The 22,194-nt window shown below is 68.0% G+C and carries 27 protein-coding genes; 9 read left to right on the plus strand and 18 right to left on the minus strand.

Annotated elements, in window-relative coordinates; all coding sequences use genetic code 11:
- Positions 1-43: 43 nt before the first annotated feature.
- From ACQUQR_RS05135 to ACQUQR_RS05150, 4 genes are all read right to left on the minus strand, one after another.
- Positions 44-973 (minus strand): alpha/beta fold hydrolase, encoded by a 930-nt coding sequence (locus ACQUQR_RS05135; RefSeq protein WP_435195291.1) that lies wholly within the window; start codon positions 971-973, stop codon positions 44-46.
- Positions 974-1,003: 30 nt separating this feature from the next.
- A complete protein-coding gene (meaB, locus tag ACQUQR_RS05140) occupies positions 1,004-2,017 on the minus strand; it encodes a methylmalonyl Co-A mutase-associated GTPase MeaB (RefSeq protein WP_435195293.1) in 1,014 nt (337 codons plus the stop codon).
- A complete protein-coding gene (locus ACQUQR_RS05145) occupies positions 2,014-2,427 on the minus strand; it encodes a cobalamin B12-binding domain-containing protein (RefSeq protein WP_435195294.1) in 414 nt (137 codons plus the stop codon). The genes meaB and ACQUQR_RS05145 overlap by 4 nt, the downstream gene beginning before the upstream one ends.
- Positions 2,428-2,555: 128 nt before the next feature.
- Positions 2,556-3,218 carry a metallophosphoesterase family protein gene (locus ACQUQR_RS05150; protein ID WP_435195295.1) on the minus strand — a complete coding sequence of 221 codons (663 nt, stop codon included), beginning with the start codon at positions 3,216-3,218 and terminating at the stop codon, positions 2,556-2,558.
- Positions 3,219-3,321: 103 nt separating this feature from the next.
- Between ACQUQR_RS05150 and ACQUQR_RS05155 the strand changes: the two genes are divergently transcribed.
- A complete protein-coding gene (locus ACQUQR_RS05155; RefSeq protein WP_435195297.1) occupies positions 3,322-3,918 on the plus strand; it encodes a DUF420 domain-containing protein in 597 nt (198 codons plus the stop codon).
- On the opposite strand, the gene ACQUQR_RS05160 is transcribed toward ACQUQR_RS05155, so the two are convergent.
- From ACQUQR_RS05160 to ACQUQR_RS05190, 7 genes are read right to left on the minus strand one after another with little or no spacing between them, the layout of a single operon-like run.
- Positions 3,915-4,280 (minus strand): hypothetical protein, encoded by a 366-nt coding sequence (locus tag ACQUQR_RS05160; RefSeq protein WP_435195298.1) that lies wholly within the window; start codon positions 4,278-4,280, stop codon positions 3,915-3,917. The two genes, ACQUQR_RS05155 and ACQUQR_RS05160, sit on opposite strands and share 4 nt — an antisense overlap.
- On the minus strand, positions 4,277-5,548 hold the full coding sequence (locus ACQUQR_RS05165) for an FAD-dependent monooxygenase (protein WP_435195299.1): 1,272 nt from the start codon (positions 5,546-5,548) through the stop codon (positions 4,277-4,279). Before ACQUQR_RS05165 ends, ACQUQR_RS05160 begins: the two co-directional genes overlap by 4 nt.
- Before the next feature lie 30 nt (positions 5,549-5,578).
- Positions 5,579-6,349: an ABC transporter permease gene (locus ACQUQR_RS05170; protein WP_435195300.1), complete on the minus strand. Its 771-nt coding sequence runs from the start codon at positions 6,347-6,349 to the stop codon at positions 5,579-5,581.
- Positions 6,346-7,266, minus strand: coding sequence for an ABC transporter ATP-binding protein (locus tag ACQUQR_RS05175; RefSeq protein ID WP_435195302.1), 921 nt, complete (start codon positions 7,264-7,266; stop codon positions 6,346-6,348). Before ACQUQR_RS05175 ends, ACQUQR_RS05170 begins: the two co-directional genes overlap by 4 nt.
- Before the next feature lie 50 nt (positions 7,267-7,316).
- On the minus strand, positions 7,317-7,544 hold the full coding sequence (locus tag ACQUQR_RS05180; protein ID WP_435195303.1) for a SelT/SelW/SelH family protein: 228 nt from the start codon (positions 7,542-7,544) through the stop codon (positions 7,317-7,319).
- A 25-nt stretch (positions 7,545-7,569) separates the two neighbouring features.
- Positions 7,570-8,271 (minus strand): DUF7546 family protein, encoded by a 702-nt coding sequence (locus tag ACQUQR_RS05185; protein ID WP_435195305.1) that lies wholly within the window; start codon positions 8,269-8,271, stop codon positions 7,570-7,572.
- Positions 8,268-9,629: a heme o synthase gene (locus ACQUQR_RS05190; protein ID WP_435195505.1), complete on the minus strand. Its 1,362-nt coding sequence runs from the start codon at positions 9,627-9,629 to the stop codon at positions 8,268-8,270. The genes ACQUQR_RS05185 and ACQUQR_RS05190 overlap by 4 nt, the downstream gene beginning before the upstream one ends.
- Positions 9,630-9,733: 104 nt before the next feature.
- Here ACQUQR_RS05190 and coxB point away from each other — a divergent pair, with 104 nt between their 5' ends.
- The gene (gene coxB, locus ACQUQR_RS05195) at positions 9,734-10,531 is read left to right on the plus strand and encodes a cytochrome c oxidase subunit II (RefSeq protein ID WP_435195306.1); all 798 of its coding nucleotides are present in this window, start codon (positions 9,734-9,736) and stop codon (positions 10,529-10,531) included.
- 214 nt (positions 10,532-10,745) lie between these two features.
- Here coxB and ACQUQR_RS05200 read toward each other — a convergent pair whose 3' ends face one another.
- Positions 10,746-11,096: a DUF5518 domain-containing protein gene (locus tag ACQUQR_RS05200; RefSeq protein WP_435195308.1), complete on the minus strand. Its 351-nt coding sequence runs from the start codon at positions 11,094-11,096 to the stop codon at positions 10,746-10,748.
- Between the two features lie 122 nt (positions 11,097-11,218).
- Positions 11,219-12,079, minus strand: a complete 861-nt coding sequence (locus ACQUQR_RS05205; RefSeq protein WP_435195309.1) for a cytochrome c oxidase subunit 3 — start codon at positions 12,077-12,079, stop codon at positions 11,219-11,221.
- Between the two features lie 99 nt (positions 12,080-12,178).
- On the opposite strand from ACQUQR_RS05205, the gene ACQUQR_RS05210 reads away from it, so the two are divergent.
- The 7 genes from ACQUQR_RS05210 (at position 12,179) to ACQUQR_RS05240 (ending at position 17,990) form a co-directional block, all read left to right on the plus strand.
- A complete protein-coding gene (locus ACQUQR_RS05210; RefSeq protein ID WP_435195311.1) occupies positions 12,179-13,531 on the plus strand; it encodes a hypothetical protein in 1,353 nt (450 codons plus the stop codon).
- A 2-nt stretch (positions 13,532-13,533) separates the two neighbouring features.
- On the plus strand, positions 13,534-13,800 hold the full coding sequence (locus ACQUQR_RS05215; protein WP_435195312.1) for a DUF7410 domain-containing protein: 267 nt from the start codon (positions 13,534-13,536) through the stop codon (positions 13,798-13,800).
- 48 nt (positions 13,801-13,848) lie between these two features.
- Positions 13,849-14,253 (plus strand): DUF7541 family protein, encoded by a 405-nt coding sequence (locus ACQUQR_RS05220; protein ID WP_435195313.1) that lies wholly within the window; start codon positions 13,849-13,851, stop codon positions 14,251-14,253.
- Between the two features lie 49 nt (positions 14,254-14,302).
- Entirely contained in the window at positions 14,303-14,749 is a 447-nt protein-coding gene (locus tag ACQUQR_RS05225; RefSeq protein WP_435195315.1) for a DUF6684 family protein, read from the plus strand.
- A 118-nt stretch (positions 14,750-14,867) separates the two neighbouring features.
- The gene (gene ctaD / locus ACQUQR_RS05230; RefSeq protein ID WP_435195317.1) at positions 14,868-16,649 is read left to right on the plus strand and encodes a cytochrome c oxidase subunit I; all 1,782 of its coding nucleotides are present in this window, start codon (positions 14,868-14,870) and stop codon (positions 16,647-16,649) included.
- A 232-nt stretch (positions 16,650-16,881) separates the two neighbouring features.
- Entirely contained in the window at positions 16,882-17,139 is a 258-nt protein-coding gene (locus tag ACQUQR_RS05235; RefSeq protein WP_435195319.1) for a DUF7520 family protein, read from the plus strand.
- A 35-nt stretch (positions 17,140-17,174) separates the two neighbouring features.
- Positions 17,175-17,990, plus strand: coding sequence for a DUF7537 family lipoprotein (locus ACQUQR_RS05240; RefSeq protein WP_435195320.1), 816 nt, complete (start codon positions 17,175-17,177; stop codon positions 17,988-17,990).
- Here the strand turns inward: ACQUQR_RS05240 and ACQUQR_RS05245 are convergent.
- Genes ACQUQR_RS05245 through ACQUQR_RS05265 form a run of 5 tightly spaced genes read right to left on the minus strand, consistent with a single transcriptional unit; the run spans position 17,984 to position 22,164 of the window.
- Positions 17,984-18,637, minus strand: a complete 654-nt coding sequence (locus ACQUQR_RS05245) for a thioredoxin family protein (RefSeq protein ID WP_435195322.1) — start codon at positions 18,635-18,637, stop codon at positions 17,984-17,986. The genes ACQUQR_RS05240 and ACQUQR_RS05245 overlap by 7 nt on opposite strands.
- Complete coding sequence (locus ACQUQR_RS05250) at positions 18,634-19,377, minus strand: ABC transporter ATP-binding protein (RefSeq protein ID WP_435195323.1); 744 nt, start codon at positions 19,375-19,377, stop codon at positions 18,634-18,636. The genes ACQUQR_RS05245 and ACQUQR_RS05250 overlap by 4 nt, the downstream gene beginning before the upstream one ends.
- Positions 19,374-20,132, minus strand: a complete 759-nt coding sequence (locus ACQUQR_RS05255) for an ABC transporter ATP-binding protein (RefSeq protein ID WP_435195325.1) — start codon at positions 20,130-20,132, stop codon at positions 19,374-19,376. The genes ACQUQR_RS05250 and ACQUQR_RS05255 overlap by 4 nt, the downstream gene beginning before the upstream one ends.
- Positions 20,132-21,217, minus strand: coding sequence for a branched-chain amino acid ABC transporter permease (locus tag ACQUQR_RS05260; protein ID WP_435195326.1), 1,086 nt, complete (start codon positions 21,215-21,217; stop codon positions 20,132-20,134). The genes ACQUQR_RS05255 and ACQUQR_RS05260 overlap by 1 nt, the downstream gene beginning before the upstream one ends.
- Positions 21,214-22,164, minus strand: a complete 951-nt coding sequence (locus ACQUQR_RS05265; RefSeq protein ID WP_435195328.1) for a branched-chain amino acid ABC transporter permease — start codon at positions 22,162-22,164, stop codon at positions 21,214-21,216. Before ACQUQR_RS05265 ends, ACQUQR_RS05260 begins: the two co-directional genes overlap by 4 nt.
- Positions 22,165-22,194 lie beyond the last annotated feature (30 nt).

Consider the following 22,194-nt stretch of genomic DNA (forward strand, 5'->3'; position numbering starts at 1 on the left):
GGGCGGGAGCACTTGGTAGCTGTCGGTTCCGGACAGGGGGGAGTCAGGCCGTCACGCGCGTCTCCGTGAGCAGCGTGACGAACTGTCCGGGGAACTCCGCGTGCGGGAGGAGGTCTGCGTCCTCGATGACGACGAACCCCCCACCACACGAATCGGCGAGTTCGCGCCCGGTCTCGACGGGTGGGAGGTGTGCCGCGCCGCCCCAGACGATGCGGATGGGGATATCCAGGTCGGCGAGCACCCCGCGGAGGTCCGTATCGGGGAGGTCCAGATACCCGGAGACGAACGAGGCGGGGGCGTAGCGCGCGCCCTCCTGGTGGCTCGTCGCGTAGTCGTACGCGACCCACTCCTCGGTGATGCGACGGGCGTCGGCGAACCCGTGGTCTTTGAGGAAGTAGCGGATGGCCCGCTTCGAGGTGAGCGCGTTGTAGAGCCCCTCACCCACGAGCGGGGTCCGGAGCAGGGCACGGAGCCACGTCCGCTGGCCGGGGATGGTCGTCGCGGTGGGACAGACCAGGACGAGTTCGCGCACGTCGAGGGCCGCTTCCGAGACGGCGACGCTGGCGTAGGCCCCGGTCAGCGAGGAGGCGACGACGGTCGGGTCGTCGTACTGCGCGAGGAAATCGCGGACGAAGGTGACGTAGAGCCTCGCGGAGTACATGAGCGGCGGTCGGTCGGAGTGGCCGAACCCCGGCAGGTCCGGGGCGACGACGTGGTACGAGTCGGCCAGCGAGTCCGCGACGTAGCGGAACTCGTGGGACGACCCCGCGGCGTTGATGCCGTGGAAGAGGAGCAGCGTGGGGTCGTTCGGGTCACCTAACTCGGTGTACGCGATGTCGAACCCACGCCATTTCCAGGTGGCCATCTCGTGGTCGAGCGGCGTCGGGAACGGCTGATCGCTGACGCGGTCGTTGTACGCCGCGAGGGCACCGGCGCCGAGGACGGCACCGCTCAGGAAGGTCCGGAGCTTCATAGGGGAAAGAGGAGTGGCGGACGCTTGACTCTATTCGTCGCGGTCGGTTTCGACGCAATCCGCGATGGGGCCGACGATGTCGTCGGCGACGGCGTAGGGGTCCGTCTCGCGGTCGACGACGGCCTCGACGAAGGGTTCGAGCCCGCCGCGGGCCTCGACCTCCTCCTCGATGAGCGCCGCGGTGTCCTCCCGCAGGAGCGCGCGGATCTCTTCCGCGTAGCGGGAGCGTTCCTTGGCTTCGAGCCGCCCCGATTCGGCGAGCCAGTCGCGATGCTCCTGAATCGTGTCGAGATACGCCTCCACGCCCTCGCCCGACCGGGCGACGGTCTGGACGATGGGGGGTTCCCACTCCTCGTCGCCGCCCTCGCGGGCGCGGAGGCCGTGGCCCGACCCCCCGAGCAGGGAGCGGTCGCGCATGTGGACCATCTCGCGGAGCTCCTTGACCGTCCGGTCCGCACCGTCGAGGTCGGCCTTGTTGACGACGAACAGGTCCGCGATCTCGAGGATGCCGGCTTTCAGCATCTGCACGTCGTCGCCGGTGGAGGGCGGGACGAGCACGCAGACGGTGTCGGCGGTGCCGACGATGTCCACCTCGTTCTGCCCCGCGCCCACGGTTTCGATGATGATCTTGTCCTTCCCGAAGGCGTCGAGCGCCTTCACCGCGTCCGTCGTCGCGGTGGAGAGCCCGCCCAGGGTGCCGCGGGCGGACATCGACCGGAAGAACACGTCCATGTCGCCGACGTTGGAGGCCATCCGAATGCGGTCGCCGAGGACGGCCCCGCCGGTGAAGGGTGAGGAGGGATCGATGGCGATGATGCCGACCGTCTGGCCCCGGTCTCGGTAGATCTTCGCCATCTTGTCGACGAGCGTCGACTTGCCCGCGCCGGGGGAGCCGGTGATGCCGATGATGTCCGCGTGGCCCGTGTGCTGGTGGAGTTCGCTCACCAGGTCGCGGTAGCCGGGGCTGCGGTTCTCGATCTTCGTGATGACGCGGGCGAGCGCCCGGTGCTTGCCGGAGAGGAGGTCGTCGATGAGGTCGCTCATTCGCGGTCGGGGACGTTCTCGCGGACGAACTCGACCGTCTCCTCCATCGACGCGCCGGGGCCGAAGATGCCGGCGACGCCCATCTCCTTGAGCCCGGGGCGGTCCTCCTCCGGGATGATACCGCCGACGATGAGCAGGGTGTCGTCGAACGCGTCGTACTCCTTCAGCCCGTTGACGATCTTGGGGACGAGGGTGTTGTGTGCGCCCGAGAGGATGGAGACGCCGATGACGTCGACGTCCTCCTGGACGGCTGCCTGCACGATCTCGTCGGGGGCCTTGTGGAGCCCCGAGTAGATGACCTCGAAGCCCGCGTCGCGGAAGGCCCGCGCGATGACGTGCGCGCCGCGGTCGTGGCCGTCCAGGCCGACCTTGGCGACGAGACAGCGAATGGTCCGCTGGTCCGTACTCATGGTATGTGATTTCGAGGCAGACGGTTTGACTCTAACGGAGCCGTCGGGCGAAAATGCAGGTATAGTTGTGTTTCGGCAAGCCGAATTGGACATACTCCGGGAAACAGTGCCGGGGCGTATCAATCCCTCTACTCACCCCGCCGGAGCCGGGCCCCGGTGTCGTGGGGGAGCCCCGCGTCCGCGATGGCCTGGACCACGCGGTCGACGTCGTAGGGGACCCGCCGGAGGTCCACGTCGAGGGTGTCGGTGTCGAGGACGGCGTAGGCCGCCTCGGGGTCGCCGTCGCGTGGCTGGCCCACGCTCCCCGGATTGAGGACGAGCCGCCCCTCGACCCGTTCCGCGAACTGCACGTGCGAGTGGCCGAGCACACACCCCCGGTACGAGTCGATGTGGGTCCGCAGCCCCGGCACGGAGTGGGGGTAGACGTACCGGTCCTGCTGGGTCGGGTGGTCGTGGACCAGCAGCACGTTCCCCGAGAGCGTCTGCGTGCGCGGGAGGCCGTCCAGCCACTCGCGCTGGGCGGGGGTGAGCTGTTCGCGGGCGTGTCGAAGCCCGGCGTACGCCATCTCGTTGTGGCGGTACCGCTCGGGCGAGGAGACGGTCCGGTCGTGGTTCCCCTGCACGACGGCCGAACACCGCTCGCGAACGATGTCGACACACGCCCCGGGCCAGGGGTTGTACCCGACCACGTCCCCCGCACAGACGAGCTCGTCGACGGTCGGCATATCCGCGAGGACGGCCTCCAGCGCGGGGAGGTTCGCGTGGATATCGGAGATGAGCCCCAGTTTCATGACAGTAATCCGTCCGGTACCGGCGTAAATCCTGTGCCCCGGACTCCCCGGCACGCCCTCCCGAAAGCGACACGGCCTTTGTGGGCCGGTTCCAAGCCAGTCCATGGCCACGGCCACCGCGCCCCGGTTCGTCAGAGACCATCCCAGAGTCCTCACCGCCCTCCTCACCGTCGTCGGCTACACGCTCGTCATCGGCACCCTCTACGTCGGGTTCGACTTCTACCCGACCATCGGCGAGTCGACCGTGAACGCCCTCTCCCACGCCATCGCCGTCGTGAACAGCGTCACCGTCTGCTGTCTCGTCGCCGGCTGGTACTACATCCGGCAGGGCGACATCAGAAAACACCGCGCGCTGATGCTCACGGCGTTCACCCTGATTCTGGTCTTCCTCGTGCTGTACCTCCTGAAGACGGGAGGAGGCGGCCGCAAGGAGTTCGTCGGCCCGGACACGGCCGCGCTGTTCTACTTCGCGATGCTCGCGATCCACATCGTGCTCTCCGCGGTGTCCGTCCCCCTCGTCCTCTACAACGTCATCGTCGGGCTCACCTACGCGACCGACGAGGTGAAACAGACCGCCCACGCGAAGATCGGGCGCGTGACCGTGGTCGTCTGGTCCGTCTCGCTGACGCTCGGTGTCTTCGCGTATATCCTGCTGAACCACGTCTACAGCTACGAGTTCGTTCGCGTGACCGGGTTCTAATCCCGGTCACGTCGGAAGGCCTCGAGCAGGACGCCCGTCCCGTCCGGGTCCGCCCACTGTTGTTTCGTCTTCTGGGCCCAGTCGCGCAGGACGGTGTTGAGCCCGCGAGCGGCCGATTCCAGCTCCTCCTGCGTCTCGGGCGTGTCGTTCGTCGCCACCTTCGTCCACCCCTCCTCCGTATCGTAGCCGATGGCGACGGCCTTCTTCTCCGTCACCGCGACGAACGCGGCGACGAGCTTGTAGTCGGCCTCGTGGAGCGTGAACACCGCGACGGGGAGGACGGTCGTGAACTGTCCCGTCCCCTCCAGCTCACGGAGCTCCGAGAGTTCGAGCGGGCGGGCCGGGAGCGAGTCGAGTTTCATACCCCCGACTGGGAGTGGGGGGCAAAAACCGCTGGCGTTTTCGGCAGCGCGACGTGGAGGTCGGGGTCCCCGAGCGCGAAGTGATCGCGGACGCGCTGGAATCCCGGAATCCGGGGCAGGCTCGCGAGAACGGCCCGAAGGAGCACCCGTTCGAGCGGGGCTGGAATCCGGTCACGGCCGAGCAGGAAGGCGGTGATTGCGCGCTCGCCGGCCCGCTGTGCCCCGAGGACGGCCTTGATCTCCGGACGGCGGACGGCCTCGTACCGCGAGAGTAGCTCCCCCGAGAGCGGGCCCCGGAGCCCGAGCGCGTCGACGATCACCGGATGGGCGGCCACCGCGTCCCCGACGGCGAGGCCGTTCCCCTGTCCGCCCACGGGGGAGGCGACGTGCGCCGCGTCACCGAGCAGGAGAAGCCCGTCACGGGTCCACTCGGGGGTGAGTCCGGGTTCGATGTGGAGCAGCGAGCAGGCGCCGAAGTCGGGAAGCGCGTCCGCGAGATACGGCTCCAGCGCCGGGTCCACGGCCGCGAGCCGGTCGCGGAAGGCCGCGATCCCCCCCGCACGGAGCGCGGGGTAGCCACCCTTCTCGATGAACCACCCGGCTTGCGCTTCCTCCGCACCGAGACCGAAGTAGATGAGCGTCCCGGCGCGGTTCACGCGGAAGATGGCGCTCTCGCCCACCGCCGCGGCGGGGAGTTTGAACCACACGAGTTCGAGCTTCGAGGGCAGGAGGCCAGCGTCGATACCGGCACGCTCGCGGACGGTGGAGTACCGGCCGTCGGCCCCGACGACGAGCCGGGCGCGCCACTCGTCTATCTCCCCGCGGACGCGGTCGAGTGCGCGGAGGCCCACCACCGCGTTCCCCTCGTAGACGAGGTCCTGGACCGTCGTCCCGGGGAAGAACCGTGCGCCGTGGTCGGTCGCATCCTCGATAAGTAATCGAAGAAGGGCGGGCTGTTCCATCAGCAGGGCGTAGTCGTACGGGTCCGGGAGCGTCCCGAGGTCGAAAATCGGGTAGCGACGGCCGTAGACGATGGCTGCCGGCTCCGTCACCGTCGCGTGCGGAAGCGCCCGAATCGAGTCGAGCAGCCCCAGTTCGTCGAACAGCCGGCAGGCGAACGGCTGGAACAGATACCCTCGGAACTCCCGTGAGAGGTCACGGTGGCGTTCCAGCAGGGCTACATCCACCCCGCTACGGGCGAGGAGGGCGGCGAGGGTGCACCCGCCGGGACCGGCCCCCACGATGACGACATCGGCTCGGCGTTCCATAGCGAGAGAAAGGCGCCGCGAGGAGATGGCTCAGTCGGTGCGCGGGAGCGCGAGCGCGCCGACGAGGAAGAACGCCGCGGCGAGCGCCGTGAGGACGAGAAGCGACGTGAGGGGGTCCGCGACGCTCGCCGTGTCGAGCCCCGCCGGCATGACGATCTGGCGGACGCCGCGGGCGAAGTAGGTGAGCGGCGAGAGCCAGAACGGGAACCACTCGGGGAGCAGCGCGGGCGGAACGAACGTATCGGAGAGGAACAACAGAGGGAGCGCGATGCCGTTCGAGGCGGCGACGACGCCGTCCTGTGAGTCCGCGACCCGGCCGAGGATGGCGCCGACGCCACAGAACAGCGTCACGCCGACCGCGATGTAGGGGACGAGCAGTAGCGTCTCGACCGTGAGCGGGAGCCCCGCACCCGTGACGAGGACGGTCAACAGGAGGATGAGCAGCCCCGCCGAGCCGATGATGCCGACGTTCACGAGCGTCTGGCCGAGCAGCCACTCCCAGCGGCGCAGCGGGGTCGTCGCGAGCTTCTCGAAGCGGTTGCCAGCGCGGTGGCGCGCGACCTCGCTGCCAACCCGCGACAGCGGGGTGAACAGGACGACGACGGCGAGGTAGCCGGGGATGTAGTACGCCGGCGGTTCGGTGAACAGCCCCCCGCCCGTCGGCTGGGTCTGGACCAGCGCGCCGAAGATGAGGATGAGGATGGCCGGGAAGAAGAACGTGAAGAACACCGCCGTCCGCCGGCGGAGGAACGCCTTCGCCGCGGCCCGGGTCTCCGTGGCGACGCGGGTGGGGAAGCTCACGTCGGCACCTCCACGGCCTCGCCACGCTCGTCCACGTCCAGCCCGGTGAGGTTCAGGTAGACCGTTTCGAGGTCGGGGCCGCGCCACGAGAGCGCGCCGTACTCCACCTCGGCGTCCGCGAGCACCTCGGTGACGCCACCGATGGCCTCGGGGGCGATGTCGTGGACCACAACCGTCCGGGTGTCGGGCACCAGCTCGTAGCCCGCGGAGAGCAGGGCGTTCGCCACGGGGTCCGGGTCGCGGGCCTCGATCTCCAGCCGTGGGGTGCCCCCGTGGTCGGCGACGAGTCGCTCGGGGGCGTCGACGGCGACGAGCTCCCCGTCGGCGAGCAGGCCCACGCGGTCGGCGAGCCGCTCGGCCTCCTGCATATAATGAGTAGTGAGCACGACGGTCGTCCCCGCGGCGGCGAGCTCCTCGACGAGCTGCCAGACGTCACGGCGGCCGACGGGGTCGATACCCGTCGTGGGCTCGTCCAGGAACAGCAGGTCGGGGTCGTTCACGAGCGCGGTGCCGACACAGACCCGGCGCTTCTGGCCCCCCGAGAGATGCTCGTAGTAGGTGTCGGCGCGCTCGGAGAGCCCCACGTCTGCGAGCACCGTCTCGGTGTCCCGGGCGTGGTCGTAGAGCCCGCCGTAGTAGTCGATGAGCTCGCGGGCGGTGAGCCGTTCCGCGGGGTCGAACTCCTGCGGGAGCAGCCCGATCCGCTGCGGGTCGACGGCGTCGGGAGCCGTCCCGAAGACCTCGATGTCGCCCTCCGCGCGCGTCGTCCCGGTGAGCGCGCGGATGAGCGTCGTCTTGCCCGCGCCGTTCGGGCCGATGAGCGCGACCACCTCCCCCGCGTCGATCTCGAGGGAGACGCCGTCGAGGGCGACCGTCTCGCCGTACGATCGGCGGACGTTCGCGGCACGAATGACCATACCTCGACTCCAAGCGGGGCGGGCGAAAAGGCTTCTCGATTCCGACGCGCCTACAGCGCGCGTTTCACGCGCCGGACGATCTCGTCGACGTCGTACTCGTCCTCCGCGATGTCGAACAGCACCTCACCGTCCCCCCGGACCTCGAAGACGCCGTGGTCGCCCGTGACGATCGCCACCTCGTCGAGTTTCTGCCCGAAGCTTCGGAGGAGCTTCTCGCTCAGCGTCATCGTTCGGGGAAGGAAACCACACGGCACGCAGTACTCGATCTCGATCTTCATACCCACTGTTCGTGCCGCTGGCGAATCAACCCTGCGCGAGCGCTCGGAGTCGCGCGAGGTCGGACCAGTCGGGCTGCCAGACGAGCACCGCGACCGTGAACAGGAAGACGACGGTCGAGAGGCCGTACGACTGGCCCGTCGCCGCGGTCGCGATGGCCGTCCCACTCCCGGCGATACCCGAGACGATGGCGGCGATGATCGGGAGCGAGCAGGAGACACACGAGAAGAGACCGACGACGCCCGCAACGGCGCTCCCCGACACGTCGAGGACGGTGCCATAAATGAGATACGCGAGGGTGAGATACCCCACGAGCTTGAACGGGATGAGGTTGAGAACGACCGCTTGCCCGGAGTAGAGCAGCGCGGGTGCGAACCCCGGCGGGAGGGTCAGCCCGACGAGTCGCAGCCCCGTCGCGCGGTCGCCGATGCCGGGGAGGAGGACGCCCCCGACGTAACAGAGCAGGAGGAAGTAGCCGCCGGCGAGCGTACCCGCGAGGACGCGTCGATGGGTGGGGGCGTCGGGCGCGCGGACGCGAACGTACACCCACAGCGAGGCGTTGAGCCAGACCCACGGGTAGAGCGTCAGGAGTGCGTATCGGAGCGTGCCGGGGACGCTCGTCACGGCGTAGTACGCGAGCGTGATCAGGAGTTCGGCGTTGACGATGAGCGCACCCCAGAGCAGGGTGCGTTTCGAGGGGCGAATCATACCGCGAGCGAGTCGACTCATACCGCGAGCGAGTCGACGACGATGGCGAGCAGCAGCAGGCCCAGGTAGGCGTTCGAGGCGTGGAACGCCCGGAACGCGGCCCCCTCGTCGCGCTCGTGGTGGAGGCGGATGACCGTCCAGAGGAACACCGCGCCGAGGGAGACGGTCGTCGCGCCGTAGAGCCAGCCGAGATCCGTCACCGCGGCGAGCGCGCTCGCCCCGAGCAGCGTCGCCCCGAGGTGGAGCAGGACGTGTTTCCGGGTCTCCGTCTCCCCGCGGACGACGGGCATCATCGGGAACCCACCTTTCGCGTAGTCCTCTTTGTACGCCAGCGCGAGGTTGTAGAAGTGCGCGGGCGTCCACAGGAAGATGACGCCGGCGAGCGCGAGGCCCGGAACGCCGATCTCACCCGTCACCGCGGCCCAGCCGATGAGGGCGGGCAGCGCGCCCGCGGCCCCACCGATGACGGTGTTCTGGACGGTGTTCGGCTTCAGGACGAGGGTGTAGATGACGGAGTAGAAGACGATGGCGACGAGCCCTAACACGGCGGCGAGGGTGTTCACCTGCAGGAACGCGACGAGCGAGAGTGCCGCGAGCGAGAGCCCGAAGACGACAGCGTTCTTCACGGGAACCTGATACGTCGCGAGCGGGCGGTCGCTCGTGCGCTCCATCCGCTGGTCCACGTCGCGTTCGAGCACGTGGTTGAACGTCCCCGACGCGCCGATGGCGAGGACCCCGCCACCGAGCGTGGCAACGACGGTGTCGATGGGCAGGCCGGGGCCGGCGGCGAGCGCCATCCCCGCGGAGGCGACGAGCGCGAGCAGCCACATGAGCCGCGGTTTCATCAGCTGGAAGTAGGCCCACGCGGTCGCCTTCGCGCGGGCGAGGCCGGTCGGCATCGGGGCTTTCGGCCCCTCCTCGATCGGCGGGAGGTCCCGGTCGGGGACCTCACCCGTGTCGTCCGTGCCGGTCTCGGCTTCGAGATGCCAGGCGAGCGCGAGCGTGAGGCTCGCGAAGATGCCCGTCGCGACGAGCAGGTGGAGCCCCGGCACGCTCGCCCCGGTGGCGACGAGGCCGCCGACGGCGACCTGCACCGGATAGAGCGCGATGGCGACGGCGAGTGCGCCTCGGACCCGACGAGTGGTGTCGCGCCAGCCGACGACGGCCGTGGCGACGACGAGTAGGCCGACGACGGCGGCCAACGCGCGGTGACCCAGCGCGATAGCCGTCGACGCCGTCAGCGACCCGTCACACAGCGGCCAGCCCCCACACGCGGCGGCGGCGTCCGCGATGGTCGCGGTCGCGCCCGCCACGACGAGGAGGTAGACGCCGACGACGGCGCCCGCAAGCAGCGTGGTGAAGGTGGGCCGAGACACGATAATCCCTAGTCGAATCCTCGGAGCGGGTGTACTTAGGCCCCGCGCTTTCGCACCCGCGTGCAGGATTCAGTAGGTATTTGTGGCCCAACTCCTAAGCGCGAACAATGACAGGAAAGCGTATCGCCGTGTGGGTGGCTCCCCTGCTCGCGCTGCTCGCGCTGGCCGTGGAGCCCGTCGCCGCGCAGACCTCCCTCAACGAGGAGCTCATCCGGGGGCTCAACATCAAGCTGCTGTACGTTGCCATCCCCATCACCATCCTCGTCGAGCTGATTCTGGTCTACACGGTCTACCGGTTCGCCAAGAGCGACGAGGCGAAACCCACGCAGGAGAACCGCCGGCTGGAGATCACGTGGACCGTCGCCACCGCCATCATCCTGCTGTTCGTCGGGTTCGCCTCCTACCAGGTGCTCGGCGTCTCCGCCATCGGTGGCGTCACCGCCGCGACCAACCCCGACGCCGGCCCGGCCGCCACGACGCTCGAATACGAGGGCGCAATCGGTCCGAACCCCGGTGAGAACGCCGTCCAGGTCGAAGTCGTCGCCCAGAAGTACTTCTGGGTGTTCAACTACCCGAACGAGGTCGTCAACGGCAACGAGTCGCGGTACGTCTCCACGCAAGAGACGATGGTGATACCCGCGAACCGGACCGTATATCTCCACGTCACCTCGAAAGACTGGCTCCACGCGGTCCACGTTCCCGACCTGGGCCTGAAGCAGGACGCCTTCCCCGGGAAGTACAACACCATCAAGACCGTGGTCTACAAGCAGGGCACCTACCAGCTCTACTGCGCCGAGTACTGTGGTGTCGGTCACTCCGGCATGCTCGGCAAGGTGAAAGTCGTCTCCCAGGAGGAGTACCAGACCTGGCTCGACGAGCAGAAGCAGTCGATGCAGGAAGAGTAACGTCCGTTCGTTTCCGATTTTTCTCTGCTACCCCGCCTGTCCGTGAGCCGTGCGGCTCGCGTGGTCGTCGTGGTGGGTCGTAGCGTCGCGACCGACCGCGCCGCGTGGGTCACTCCTGACGGACACGCGTTCGTATCCCGAGTGCTCGCGTGGAGTCGGATGCCGCCCGAGTCAGGCGACGACCGAGGACGAGCGAGGGCTGGCAGGAGACGCGTTACACCCCTCGCCGGGCCGGGAGGTGAGAGCCGACGAGACCACCGACGGCCCCCACGACGAGGCCGTATCCGAGCACCAGCAGGAGGAACGTCGTCGTGAGGTCGGTGGGGAGAATCGGTCGGGCGACCCCGGGCTGGATGAGCGCGACGACGACGGTCGCGTAGAGGAGTGCGACGACGACGGCGGAGGCGGCCCCGACCAGTGCGCCGAGAGCCACGCCTCGTTCGAGCGTCCGACCGTCGAGATAGCTCGCGAGGCCACCGCCCAGCGCCGGGCCACCGGGCACCCCGAAGAGGACTGCCGAGACGAGGGTGCCGACGAGAACGTATGCTGCGGGGTGGCGGGACATGCACGCCGTGTTCCGTCGGAGCGTAATGGGTCTTGCCCCGACACGCCCCTCTCAGCCGTGGAGGGACCGATGTCGACGACGCTGCAGCTCGCGAGGGAGGAGAAACAAAAACGAGTACCCGCTCAGACGTTGATGACCGCACCGCCGTACAGCACGACGACGAGGAACACCCAGACGACGTCGACGAAGTGCCAGTACATCGAGACGGTCGTGACGGAGGTGTGGTTCTCCGCGCTGTACTGCCCGTAGAGCGCGCGGACGAACACGATGAGAAGCAGCACGGCACCGAGGGTGACGTGGAGGCCGTGGAGGCCCGTCAGACCGTAGAAGGCGCTGTTGTACGCGCCGCCGATGAGCGTGAAGTTCTCGTGGACGATGAACTCGTAGTACTCCAGCACCTGCCCGCCGAGGAAGACGACACCCAGCAGGAGCGTGACGGCGAGCAGCCCGAGGAAGCGACCGCGGTCGTTCTCCCGGAGCGCGACGTGCGCGTAGTGGAGAGTGAACGAGGAGAGGATCAGGATGACGGTGTTGACGATGACGAGACTGGAGAGGACGTTCCCGCTCTCGACGAGATGCGGGAGATTCTCCCACGCCCCTGAACGGATGAAGAAGTAGTAGACGAAGCCGGCCCCGAAGGTGGCGACCTCCGATCCGAGGAAGGCCAACATCCCGAGTTTCAGGCCGACGCCACCGTGACTGTCGGCGGACCAGTAGGCCTTGACGAAGGCGTGGTACAGCCAGCCGTAGAGGCCGGTCAGGAAGACGAACGTACTCGCGATGAACACCGCCGGGCCGTAGACGGCCGAGACGACGGGGTTCTCTCCGGTCGACAGGACGTACAGGGCGGCTCCGATGTAGAAGCCCGCACCACCGAGCGCCGTGATGAAGGGCCACCAGGAGGCCTCACCGAACCCCTTGGGCCAGTCCTCCACGGCCGGGAGGTGGTGTCCGTGGTCCTCGCTTTCTTCAGCGTGGCTCATACCCCGCGGTTACCACTCGGCTATCAAAAACCCACCTATCCACGCGCCCCTTGCCCCCGATTCGACAGGTACACCTTTCCGGACTCCCAAGCCGTGGCGATGACGTTCCGCCGACGCGCGCTCCTCGCGCTCGTCTCGCTCCCGCTTTGCGCCTCCACGGCCCTCGCCCACGGCGGCTCCATCGCCGGCGCGGCCGGTCGGGGGCTCGCCGTCCCGACGTGGCTCTTCCTCGCCACTGGCGGCGGGGTCGTGGGGGCCTCCTTCCTCCTCGCGTCGTTCGCCACCGACCGGGCCTTCCTCGAGTACATCCACGAGGTCACGGTCGAACTCCGGGTACCCGCCCGCGACGCGCTCGGGCTCGGGGTGCGGGCGCTCGGCGTCGTCGGCCTGTTCGCGACCGTCACCATCGGTGCGGTCGGCCCCGCCGACCCCCTGCGGAACCTCGCCGTCCTGCTCGTCTGGGGCGGCTGGTGGGCCGGCTTCGCGATGACGACCTACCTGTTCGGCAACGCGTGGCCCCTCCTGAACCCCTGGCGGACGCTCGCGCGAGGGCTGCCGACGCTCGACCGGGCGTACACCTACGGCGCGTGGCCCTCCGTCGTGGGACTGCTCGCGCTCATCTGGCTGGAGGTCGTGAGCCCGCTGGCCGACGACCCGCGGCTGCTCGCGCTCGTGGTCGCGGTGTACACCCTCGGCACGCTCCTCGGATTCGTCGTCTTCGGGGACGCGTGGTTCGAGCGCGCGGACCCCGTCTCCCGCGTCTTCCGGCTGTACGGGATGGTCGCCCCGCTCACGTGGGACGACGGCCTCCGACTCAGGCTGCCGGGCGCAGGGCTCACCGACGACACGCTCGCCGACGAGAGCGAGGTCGCGTTCGTCGTCGCGCTGCTGTGGGTGACGACCTACGACGGACTCGTGGCGACCCCGCCGTGGGCCGACTTCGCGCGCGCCGCGGTGGGGGGCGTTGGGATTCCCGCGCCCGTGCTCTACCCGGCCGCCCTGCTCGCGGGCTACGGGCTCTTTCTCGGCGCCTACCGGCTCTCGGCACGCTACGGGAAGCGGCACGCGCGGACGTACCTCGACGAGGCCACCCTCTCGCGACGCTTTGCCCCCTCCCTGCTCGCTATCGCCGCGGGCTACCACCTCGCGCACTACCTGGGCTACTTCCTCACGCTCTCGCCCGCGCTCGCGGGGGCGCTCGCGGACCCGCTCTCGCCCGCACCCGCGATGGTACTCGTCCTCCCCGGCTGGCTCCCCGGTCTCGCGCTCGCGTTCGTCCTGCTGGGACACCTGCTCGCGGTCTGGGTCGCCCACGCCGTCGCCTACGAGCTGTTTCCATCCAGACTGCAGGCCGTGCGGAGCCAGTACGCGCTCACGCTCGTGATGGTGCTGTACACGATGACCTCGCTGTGGATCGTCTCCCGACCGTACGCGGCACCCCCCTACATCTGACCATGCTCGAGCACCACCCTGCCGACCCCGAGGACACAGACGGCCCCCACGATTGCCCGTACTGCGACCGACGCTTCGCCGAACGCGACTGGCGCGACCTCCATCTCGGCATCGACCACGAGCATCGGCTCACCCCCGGCGAGGCGGACGCCTACGCCGACGCGCTCGAAGGGGAGGAGGCCGACCTCCGTCTCTTCCGGTACAAGGCCATCGGCGCGCTCGTGGTGCTCTACTTCGGCTTCCTGCTTTTGTACGCCTTCCAGCTCTGAGCTGACCGCGACCGACGGGTCTTTGTCCGACGACTCCTACGCCCGCACATGAGCGAAGCCGAACCGAAACGGGCCAGTGCGTGGCCCATCTTCGTCGCGCTGGGACTCGCCATCAGCGAGGTCGGCGTGTTCATGGGCCTCTATCCGGTCGCCGTACTGGGACTGCTCCTGTTCGCGGGCAGCGTCGCCGGCATCGTCCACGAGGCGGGCTACGTCGAGACTCCCTGGAAGCTCCTCACGGGGATGGGCGGGCTGTTCGTCCTCATCGGCCTCGGCGTGGTGGCCAGCCAGCTCGACGCCCAGACCGTCGCCGCGTGGGTCGGCACCGTGTCGAGCGAGAACACCGTCGTCCTGCGGGGTATCTCCATCGTGCTCGCGGGCGTGTTCACCGCCGCCGTGAGCGTCGTCGGCCTGACCTCGCTCGCGGACCCCCCCGTCGGTGCGAACCAGTAGCCGGCTGGAACCAATACTCTCTTAGTTCCGGTATCCAAACGGACACGCAATGTCATCGAGTACGTTCGACCGGGAGACCCTGCTGGACCTGGTGGTCAACGCCATCCCGCTGGGCATCATCCTGTTTTTCATGCTGGTGTTCGTGGTCCTGAACCCGTTCGGGTCGGCGCCCGTCCAGACCGCCCTGCAGTTCACCATCATGCTCGTGATGTTCGTCGCGCTGGGTATCCTCTCGTACTACTCTGCGCGAGCCATCTCGAACGCCGAGAAGGAGCTCGAGGAGGAGCCCGCGGAGTTCGCGGAGCCGCAGGCGGCCTTCGCGGACGCCGAGATCGAATCGGAGTACGACGAGGAGGACTTCGCCGACGCGACCGAGGAGATCGACGAGTCCGACTCCGGCGTCGCCATCGCCGCGGACGCCGAGGAGAGCGCCGAGGAGAGCGAGGCTGCCGACGAACCCCCGGCCGACGCTGACGACGAGGACGAGAAAGCGTAGTCCACCCGCGTCGACCGCCCGCATAGCGCCCCGTAGAGCCCGCCCTCCGACCCGGATTTTCCGCTCCCGACCGACCGGGAACACAACCTTTCTTATCCCCCAGTCCTCACTGTGATTCATGGCAGGAGAACAGCTGGCGCTGACGGTTCTCATGGGGGTCCTCCTCGTCGCGGTGTTTACCCTGGTGGCCCGCATGGAGAACTGGCGCTCTTACACTCCACTCACCAGTGGTTCGGGCTATGGGACAGCACCGGGGCAGCACAAGCCCGCTGGACTCTCTCGATGGCTCACCACTGTCGACCACAAGGACATCGGCATCATGTACGGCCTGTACGCGATCATCGCCTTCATCTGGGGCGGGCTGGCCGTCATGCTCATGCGCGTCGAGTTGGCCGCACCGGGCACGGACATCATGGGACAGCCGTTCTACAACTCGCTGCTGACGAGTCACGGCATCACCATGCTGTTCCTGTTCGGGACGCCCATCATCGCCGCGTTCTCGAACTACTTCGTTCCGCTCCTCATCGGCGCGGACGACATGGCGTTCCCGCGTATCAACGCCATCGCGTTCTGGCTGCTGCCGCCAGCCGCACTCCTCATCTGGGCCGGCTTCTTCACGGCACCGCTCAACATCGGTGTCGACCCCGCCCAGACCTCGTGGACGATGTACACCCCGCTCTCCGTCGAGCAGGCCAACCCCGGCGTCGACCTGATGCTTCTGGGGCTGCACCTCTCCGGGGTCTCCGCGACGATGGGGGCCATCAACTTCATCGTCACCATCTTCACGGAGCGCGGTGACGGCGTCAACTGGGCCAACCTCGACATCTTCTCGTGGACCATCCTGACCCAGTCGGCGCTCATCCTGTTCGCCTTCCCGCTTCTGGGGTCGGCGCTCATCATGCTGCTGCTCGACCGGAACTTCGCGACGACGTTCTTCGCCGTCGAGGGCGGCTCACCCATCCTCTGGCAGCACCTGTTCTGGTTCTTCGGCCACCCCGAGGTGTACATCCTCGTCTTACCCCCGATGGGGCTCGTCTCGTGGATCCTGCCGAAGTTCGCCGGACGCAAGCTGTTCGGCTACAAGTTCGTCATCTACTCCACGCTCGCCATCGGTGTGCTCTCGTTCGGCGTCTGGGCCCACCACATGTTCTCCACGGGGATCGACCCCCGCGTCCGCGCGAGCTTCATGGCGGTCTCGTTGGCGATTGCGATCCCCTCCGCAGTGAAGACGTTCAACTGGATCACGACGCTGTGGAACGGTCGGCTGAAGCTGACCGCGCCGATGCTGTTCTGTATCGGCTTCGTCTCGAACTTCGTGCTCGGCGGCATCACGGGCGTCTTCCTCGCCTCGATCCCCGTCGACCTCATCCTCCACGACACCTACTACGTGGTGGGACACTTCCACTACATCGTCATGGGGATGATCGCCTTCGCCGGCTTCGGGGCCATCTACTTCTGGTTCCCCATCGTCACCGGGAAGATGTACCAGAAGACGCTCGCGAAAGCCCACTTCTGGCTCTCGATGGTCGGCGTGAACATCACGTTCTTCGCCTTCCTCGTGCTGGGCTACCTCGGCATGCCGCGCCGCTACGCCACCTACGAGTTCGGGCCGAACATCGCCCCGCTCGCCCAGATCACGAACTTCCACGTCATCGCGACGGCCGGCGCGTTCATCATCATGTTCGGGCAGGTCATCTGGGTCTGGAACATGGTCCAGTCGTACATCGAGGGCCCCGACGTCGAAGACGGCGACCCGTGGGGGCTCAAGGAGACCGGCCAGCACTCCCGTGAGTGGACCTGGTTCGAGAACCAGTTCCCCGTCGCCGACGGCGGCGAGGACGAGGACGCCCTCGTCGCGGACGGCGGTGAAGTGGACGACGCGGACCGCGCCGCGGAGTAACGCTCCCTGCGATCTTCTGTTCTGCTCTCAGATCGCCCAGCTACCGCTACCAGCGCTGGCGAACACGGAAAACAGGTTCAGTTCAGCGACGTGAGCACGAGGACGATCCCGGTGACGAACATGAGCCCCGCGATCCCCGCGAGCACACCGAACAGCGCATCCTTCTCTTGCATACCTCGTCTTGGGGGCACGCGTTCAAAAGGCTAATCCTCCGCCCCGCCCGAGTGACACTGTGAGCGAGAACGGACTCGGCGGGCGGAAGCTCGTCCTCACGCTGTACGTCATCGTCGTGGGTGTCGCCACCGGTACGGGCTTCCTGCTCGGTGCCATCGGCCCGCGGGAACTCGACCCCGAGCTGTTCGGCGTCATCCAGCTCCCCCCGACCCCGCTCGGGATGGCCGTCTACGGCGGGGTGACCATCGGCCTGCTGCTGGGCGTGCTCCTGCTCGGCGTGGTCTACGTCTCGGACCGCTACGTCGAGGAGGCGTGATTCAGGTTTAGGTTCCTCCGGGCCGAAGCCGTGGTATGCGCACCACGCTCGCCGTCGTTCTGCTCCTCCTGCTCGCGGGCTGTGGCTCCCCCTTCGCCGAGCCGACGCCGACCGAATCCGTCACCCCGGCACCGGTCCCCGACGACAGCACGGTCGCACCGGGGGTCACCGACGCCGGGCTCGCGGATCTCGACGCGCTGGCTGGTGCCCACACCACCACGCTCGATGCCCGAAGCTACACCGTCGAGTCGACCTACCGGTCCGTGTATCCGAACGGCACCGAGCGGGCGTCCTACGCCGTCGTCGTGCGGCTGAGCGCCGACCGGGACTACCGGACGAACGTGAGCGTCACCGGTGAGACGGGGCCACGCCTGCTCGGCGAACCGCCCGCGACCGGCGAGTTCTGGTCGAACGGCTCCACCTACGTCGCCGCCATCACCCGCGGGAACGACACCACCTACTCCTCGTACGTCCCGCCGGACGGCTACGCTGGGAAGTGGTACTACTGGACGCGGAGCGTCGCACTCGTCGGCGGGCCACGCGAGGACCTCGTCCGGACCCTCGAGCCGTTCGACGAGCTGACGCGGACCGGGGCGAACGCGACGGGCCACCGCCTCGTCGGCGAGGCTGAGGCCCTCCCCAGCGCGCTCGGGAGCGGTGACCTCACGGACGCCCACGGCGCACGCGTCGAGGCCATCGTCACCGACCGGGGAGTCGTCCGCCGGTACACGCTGCGCTACTGGGGGGTGACACCGGCCGGTGAGCACGTCCGGGTCGAACGCACCGTCGTCTATCGGGGGATCGGACGGACGACGGTCGAGAAGCCCGCGTGGGCCGACCGCGCTCAGTAGTGCTCGGCGAACCGCGCTTCGAAGGTGTCGGCACCGTAGAACCCCTCCAGCCGATCGACGACCTCGCCGTCGGAGAAGAAGAGCGCCGTCGGCGCGCCCGTCACCTCGTGGGCGCGCAGGAAGTCGTGGCGCTCGGGGCCGTCGATACCGAACAGTCGGACGTCCGAGGGCGCGGCGGACTCGATAGCGGGAAGCTCGGCTTTCAGCGCGTCACACGGCTCACAGCCGTGGGTGAACACCAGCACGACCGCCTGGCCATCGACGAGCACGTCCGCGAAGTCGGCACCGAGTTCGGGCAGTCCCTCCGGGACCGGGGAGGCAGGTGAGACGGCGTCGACCATCCCGACCATCTGCAGGAGCGCCTCGGGCGTCGCCTCCACCTCCGAGCGGAGCGAGAGCAGGATACACAGCTGTTCGCGGCTGATCCCCAGCTCGTCGATCTTCGTCTCGGCCGCCTCCGGCGAGAGGTCGAACAGCTCCGCGACGACCTCCCGGAAGCGCTCGTCGCTCGCGTCGCCGTACGTCGAGCGGTAGATGTCGAGCGTGGACTCGAAGTCGGCCGTCTTGACGACCTCGTCCTCGCGCTCGGTCAACACGCCGGCGTCGACGAGTCGGTCGAACAGCCGGTCTGCATCCATGGCACTCATACCCCGAGATACCGCTGTCGCGTCTCCTCGTCGGCGATGAGCTCCTCGCCCGTACCGGAGAAGACGACCTCTCCCTGGTCGATGACGTACGCACGGTCGGCGATCTTCGACGCGGCGATGGCGTTCTGCTCGACGAGCAGGATGGTCTTCCCGTCGTCGCGGATGCGCTCGACCGCGGCCTCCACCGTCTGGATGATCTGCGGTGCGAGCCCCTCGTAGGGCTCGTCCAGCAGCAGGAGGTCCGTCGGCTGGCGCAGCGCGCGCCCGATGGCGAGCATCTGCTGTTCACCACCGGAGAGCGTCCCGGCCATCTGGTTCTGGCGTTCGTTCAGCCGCGGGAAGTAGTCGTAGACGTCGTCCATCGACATCCCCTCCCGCTCCGTGGCCACCTCACGCCCCCAGCGGTTGGAGGCGTTGCGCGCGACTTCGGGCAGTTTGAGGTTCTCCTCGACCGTCAGGTCGGGGAACACCCGGCGCTCTTCGGGGACGAGCGAGATGCCGCGGGCCGCCACGTCCTCCGCGGGGTCGCCGGTGATGTCCGTCGCCTTGAACGACACCGTTCCGTTTCGCACGTCCGGTGGAGTCGCCCCCGCGATGGACCGCAACGTCGTCGTCTTCCCCGCGCCGTTGCGCCCGAGCAGGGCACAGATCTCGCCCTCCTCCACGGAGAGCGAGAGGTCCCGCAGGATGTGACTCTCGCCGTAGTAGGCGTCGACGGCATCGAGGGTGAGGAGGCTCATTCGTCCACCCCGCCCAGGTAGGCGTCCTGTACGGCCTCGTTTTCCCTCACTTCGTCGGGCGTACCGGTCGCGATGACCTCGCCCCGATTGAGGACGATGATGCGGTCGGAGACCTCGAAGACGATCTCCATGTCGTGTTCGACGAGGAGGAAGGTGAGCCCGCGCTCGCGTTTCACCTCCTCGATGAGGTCGACCGTCGCCTTGGTCTCCTCGGGGGACATCCCCGCCGTCGGCTCGTCCATGAGCAGGAGATCCGGCTCCGCGGCGAGCGCGATTCCGATCTCCAGCCGACGTTTGTCACCGTACGGGAGGTCCTCCGCGGGCTGGTCCCGCTGGCTCCACAGCCCCACGTCGGTGAGGGTCTGGCGGGCCACGTCGTCAACCTCCGCGTGGCTGTCGAGCCGCTTCAGGAAGTTGAAGCGGAACGAGCCGTGTTCCGCGCCGAGCGCGGCGATCCGCGCGTTGTCCATCACCGACAGCGTCGGGAAGATGGAGGCGCTCTGGAACGACTTGGAGACACCGCGCTGGACCACCTCGTGGGGGGTGAGCTTCACGATGGACTCGCCCTGGAAGCGGATATCGCCGCTCGTGGGGTCGAGCCGTCGCGTGATGAGGTTGATGAGCGTGGATTTGCCCGCCCCGTTGGGGCCGATGAGGCTCACCCGCTCGTCCTCGTGGATGGAGAAGCTCACGTCGTCCGTCGCCGTCACACCGCCGAACTGTTTCACTAAGTTCTCTGTCTCGAGAAGTGCCATCAGTCGTCACCTCCGTCCGTGCTAACCTTCTCACGGATGGCGTTGATACCGCCCCAGATACCGCCGGGGAAGCTCCACACGACCACGACGAACAGGACACCCAGAAGCAGGTGCCAGAGGTCACCGACGAACGTGATGAGGATGTTCGACATGTAGAGGTAGACCCCGGCACCGAGGAAGCCGCCGAACAGCGTCCCGACGCCGCCCAGGATCGACATGATGACCACGTCGCCGCTCACGATCCAGTAGAACCCCGACGCCGAGGCGGACCCGGCGTAGATGGTGTGGAGCGCGCCCGCGAGCCCGGCGAAGCCGCCGGAGAGGATGAACGCCATCAGCTTGTAGCGCCAGACGTTCAGCCCGACGAACTCCGCGCGCTCTTCGTTCTCCCGGATGGCCTTGAACACCAGTCCGTACGGGGACTGGAGGATGCGGTACGCGACGAACACCGAGAGGACGGTGATGAGCGCGACCAGCAGGTAGAGCCACGACGGGATGATCCCGAGGGGGGTGAGCACCGGCAGGCCGGCATCGAGCGGAATCGCCCCGAACAGTCCACCGATCTCGAGGAGCAAGCCGTCCTCACCACCCGTGATGGGCCCGAGCGGGCCGAAGATGGTGAAGTAGAGCATCTGCCCGAACGCCAGCGTCAGGATGGCGAAGTAGATCCCCCCGCGCCGGAGCGAGAGGAAGCCGATGAGCCACGCGACGAGCAGGCTCACGACCACGCCCGCGACGATGAGGACGATGGGGAAGTCGATCCCGGCGTACTCGATGAGCAGGCCGGCGACGATGCCACCGGTTCCCCAGAACGCGGCGTGCCCGAACGAGAGCAGGCCGGTGTAGCCGTGAAGGAGGTCGTACCCCATGACGAAGATGCCCCAGATGAGAATCAGCGTCGTCAGTCCGGCGTACCCCTGCAGGAGGTCGCTGATGACCGGCGCCTCCGCGAACAGGTACGGGAACAGGAGCACGGCGAGGAACGTCACGCCGACGATCTTCAGTTCGTCGCCCGGCAGCGACGGGAGCCGGGAGTTCGTCCCCTCCACGGTCGCGGTCTCGCCGCCGTCGGTTCGCTCGCTCATGCGCTTTTCACCTCGTCACCGAGCAGTCCCTGTGGGCGGTACAGCAGGATGATCGCCGCGATGGCGTAGATGCCGACCTGTGACCACTGCGCGAGGTTGTACGTCCCGATCGACGTCTGGATGAGGATGGCCTGCGTCATCCCGAGCGTCAGGCCGCCGGCGACGGCCCCGCGGATGGAGCCGACGCCGCCGATGACGACCGTGACGAACGCGGGGACGAGGATGTCCGTCCCCGCGGTGGGGTTGATGGGCGACAGTGGCCCACCGACGACGCCCGCGACCCCCGCGAGCGCGGAGCCGATACCGAACACCAGCAGGTACGGTCGCGTCAGTTTGATGCCGAGCAGGCGGACCATCTCGGAGTCCATCGTCCCGGCGCGGACGACCAGCCCGAAGTCCGTGTACTCGACGAGCAGGAACACCAGCCCGACGAGCGCCGCCGTGATGACGACGATCCAGATGCGCCACTCGGAGATGGCCACACCCGGAATCGGGACGGTGCCGCTGGCCCACGCGGGCTGGTTGAACGGCTGGCTGTTCGAGCCGAACGTCACCCGGATGGCCTCCTGCACGATGATCGCCAGCCCGAACGTGACCAGGATCTGGTCGGTGTCCGGCCGGTCGTAGAAGGCCCGTGCCACGAACCGCTCGAACAGCAGCCCGATGACGAACACCACGATCGAGGCGATGATGAGCGCGGCGATGAACCCCCAGCCCAGCCCGAGCGAGCTGATACCGAGGTCCGCCGCGTACCCCTCGGAGATGGTGATTCCCTGGGCGACGTAGACGCCGGTGTACGCACCGATGATGTACAGCGCACCGTGCGCGAAGTTCACGAACTCGAGCGTCCCGAGGATGAGCGAGAGCCCGACCGCGAGCAGTACGTAGATGGCCCCCTGCTGGAAGCCGTTCAACAGAATCGAAATGACGTCGGCGAGCAGGCTCATCGGCCCTCCGTCGTCGTTGCGACTACGACT

The organism is Natronomonas sp. EA1 (genome assembly GCF_051195035.1).
Taxonomy (GTDB): Archaea; Halobacteriota; Halobacteria; order Halobacteriales; family Haloarculaceae; genus JBNTJV01.

Excerpts from the sequence above, each read along its gene's own strand:
- ACQUQR_RS05135 (WP_435195291.1), bottom strand. The coding sequence starts at position 973 with ATGAAGCTCCGGACCTTCCTGAGCGGTGCCGTCCTCGGCGCCGGTGCC.
- meaB (WP_435195293.1), bottom strand. The coding sequence starts at position 2,017 with ATGAGCGACCTCATCGACGACCTCCTCTCCGGCAAGCACCGGGCGCTC.
- ACQUQR_RS05145 (WP_435195294.1), bottom strand. The coding sequence starts at position 2,427 with ATGAGTACGGACCAGCGGACCATTCGCTGTCTCGTCGCCAAGGTCGGC.
- ACQUQR_RS05150 (WP_435195295.1), bottom strand. The coding sequence starts at position 3,218 with ATGAAACTGGGGCTCATCTCCGATATCCACGCGAACCTCCCCGCGCTG.
- ACQUQR_RS05155 (WP_435195297.1), top strand. The coding sequence starts at position 3,322 with ATGGCCACGGCCACCGCGCCCCGGTTCGTCAGAGACCATCCCAGAGTC.
- ACQUQR_RS05160 (WP_435195298.1), bottom strand. The coding sequence starts at position 4,280 with ATGAAACTCGACTCGCTCCCGGCCCGCCCGCTCGAACTCTCGGAGCTC.
- ACQUQR_RS05165 (WP_435195299.1), bottom strand. The coding sequence starts at position 5,548 with ATGGAACGCCGAGCCGATGTCGTCATCGTGGGGGCCGGTCCCGGCGGG.
- ACQUQR_RS05175 (WP_435195302.1), bottom strand. The coding sequence starts at position 7,266 with ATGGTCATTCGTGCCGCGAACGTCCGCCGATCGTACGGCGAGACGGTC.
- ACQUQR_RS05180 (WP_435195303.1), bottom strand. The coding sequence starts at position 7,544 with ATGAAGATCGAGATCGAGTACTGCGTGCCGTGTGGTTTCCTTCCCCGA.
- ACQUQR_RS05185 (WP_435195305.1), bottom strand. The coding sequence starts at position 8,271 with ATGAGTCGACTCGCTCGCGGTATGATTCGCCCCTCGAAACGCACCCTG.
- coxB (WP_435195306.1), top strand. The coding sequence starts at position 9,734 with ATGACAGGAAAGCGTATCGCCGTGTGGGTGGCTCCCCTGCTCGCGCTG.
- ACQUQR_RS05200 (WP_435195308.1), bottom strand. The coding sequence starts at position 11,096 with ATGTCCCGCCACCCCGCAGCATACGTTCTCGTCGGCACCCTCGTCTCG.
- ACQUQR_RS05205 (WP_435195309.1), bottom strand. The coding sequence starts at position 12,079 with ATGAGCCACGCTGAAGAAAGCGAGGACCACGGACACCACCTCCCGGCC.
- ACQUQR_RS05210 (WP_435195311.1), top strand. The coding sequence starts at position 12,179 with ATGACGTTCCGCCGACGCGCGCTCCTCGCGCTCGTCTCGCTCCCGCTT.
- ACQUQR_RS05215 (WP_435195312.1), top strand. The coding sequence starts at position 13,534 with ATGCTCGAGCACCACCCTGCCGACCCCGAGGACACAGACGGCCCCCAC.
- ACQUQR_RS05220 (WP_435195313.1), top strand. The coding sequence starts at position 13,849 with ATGAGCGAAGCCGAACCGAAACGGGCCAGTGCGTGGCCCATCTTCGTC.
- ACQUQR_RS05225 (WP_435195315.1), top strand. The coding sequence starts at position 14,303 with ATGTCATCGAGTACGTTCGACCGGGAGACCCTGCTGGACCTGGTGGTC.
- ctaD (WP_435195317.1), top strand. The coding sequence starts at position 14,868 with ATGGCAGGAGAACAGCTGGCGCTGACGGTTCTCATGGGGGTCCTCCTC.
- ACQUQR_RS05240 (WP_435195320.1), top strand. The coding sequence starts at position 17,175 with ATGCGCACCACGCTCGCCGTCGTTCTGCTCCTCCTGCTCGCGGGCTGT.
- ACQUQR_RS05245 (WP_435195322.1), bottom strand. The coding sequence starts at position 18,637 with ATGAGTGCCATGGATGCAGACCGGCTGTTCGACCGACTCGTCGACGCC.
- ACQUQR_RS05250 (WP_435195323.1), bottom strand. The coding sequence starts at position 19,377 with ATGAGCCTCCTCACCCTCGATGCCGTCGACGCCTACTACGGCGAGAGT.
- ACQUQR_RS05255 (WP_435195325.1), bottom strand. The coding sequence starts at position 20,132 with ATGGCACTTCTCGAGACAGAGAACTTAGTGAAACAGTTCGGCGGTGTG.
- ACQUQR_RS05260 (WP_435195326.1), bottom strand. The coding sequence starts at position 21,217 with ATGAGCGAGCGAACCGACGGCGGCGAGACCGCGACCGTGGAGGGGACG.
- ACQUQR_RS05265 (WP_435195328.1), bottom strand. The coding sequence starts at position 22,164 with ATGAGCCTGCTCGCCGACGTCATTTCGATTCTGTTGAACGGCTTCCAG.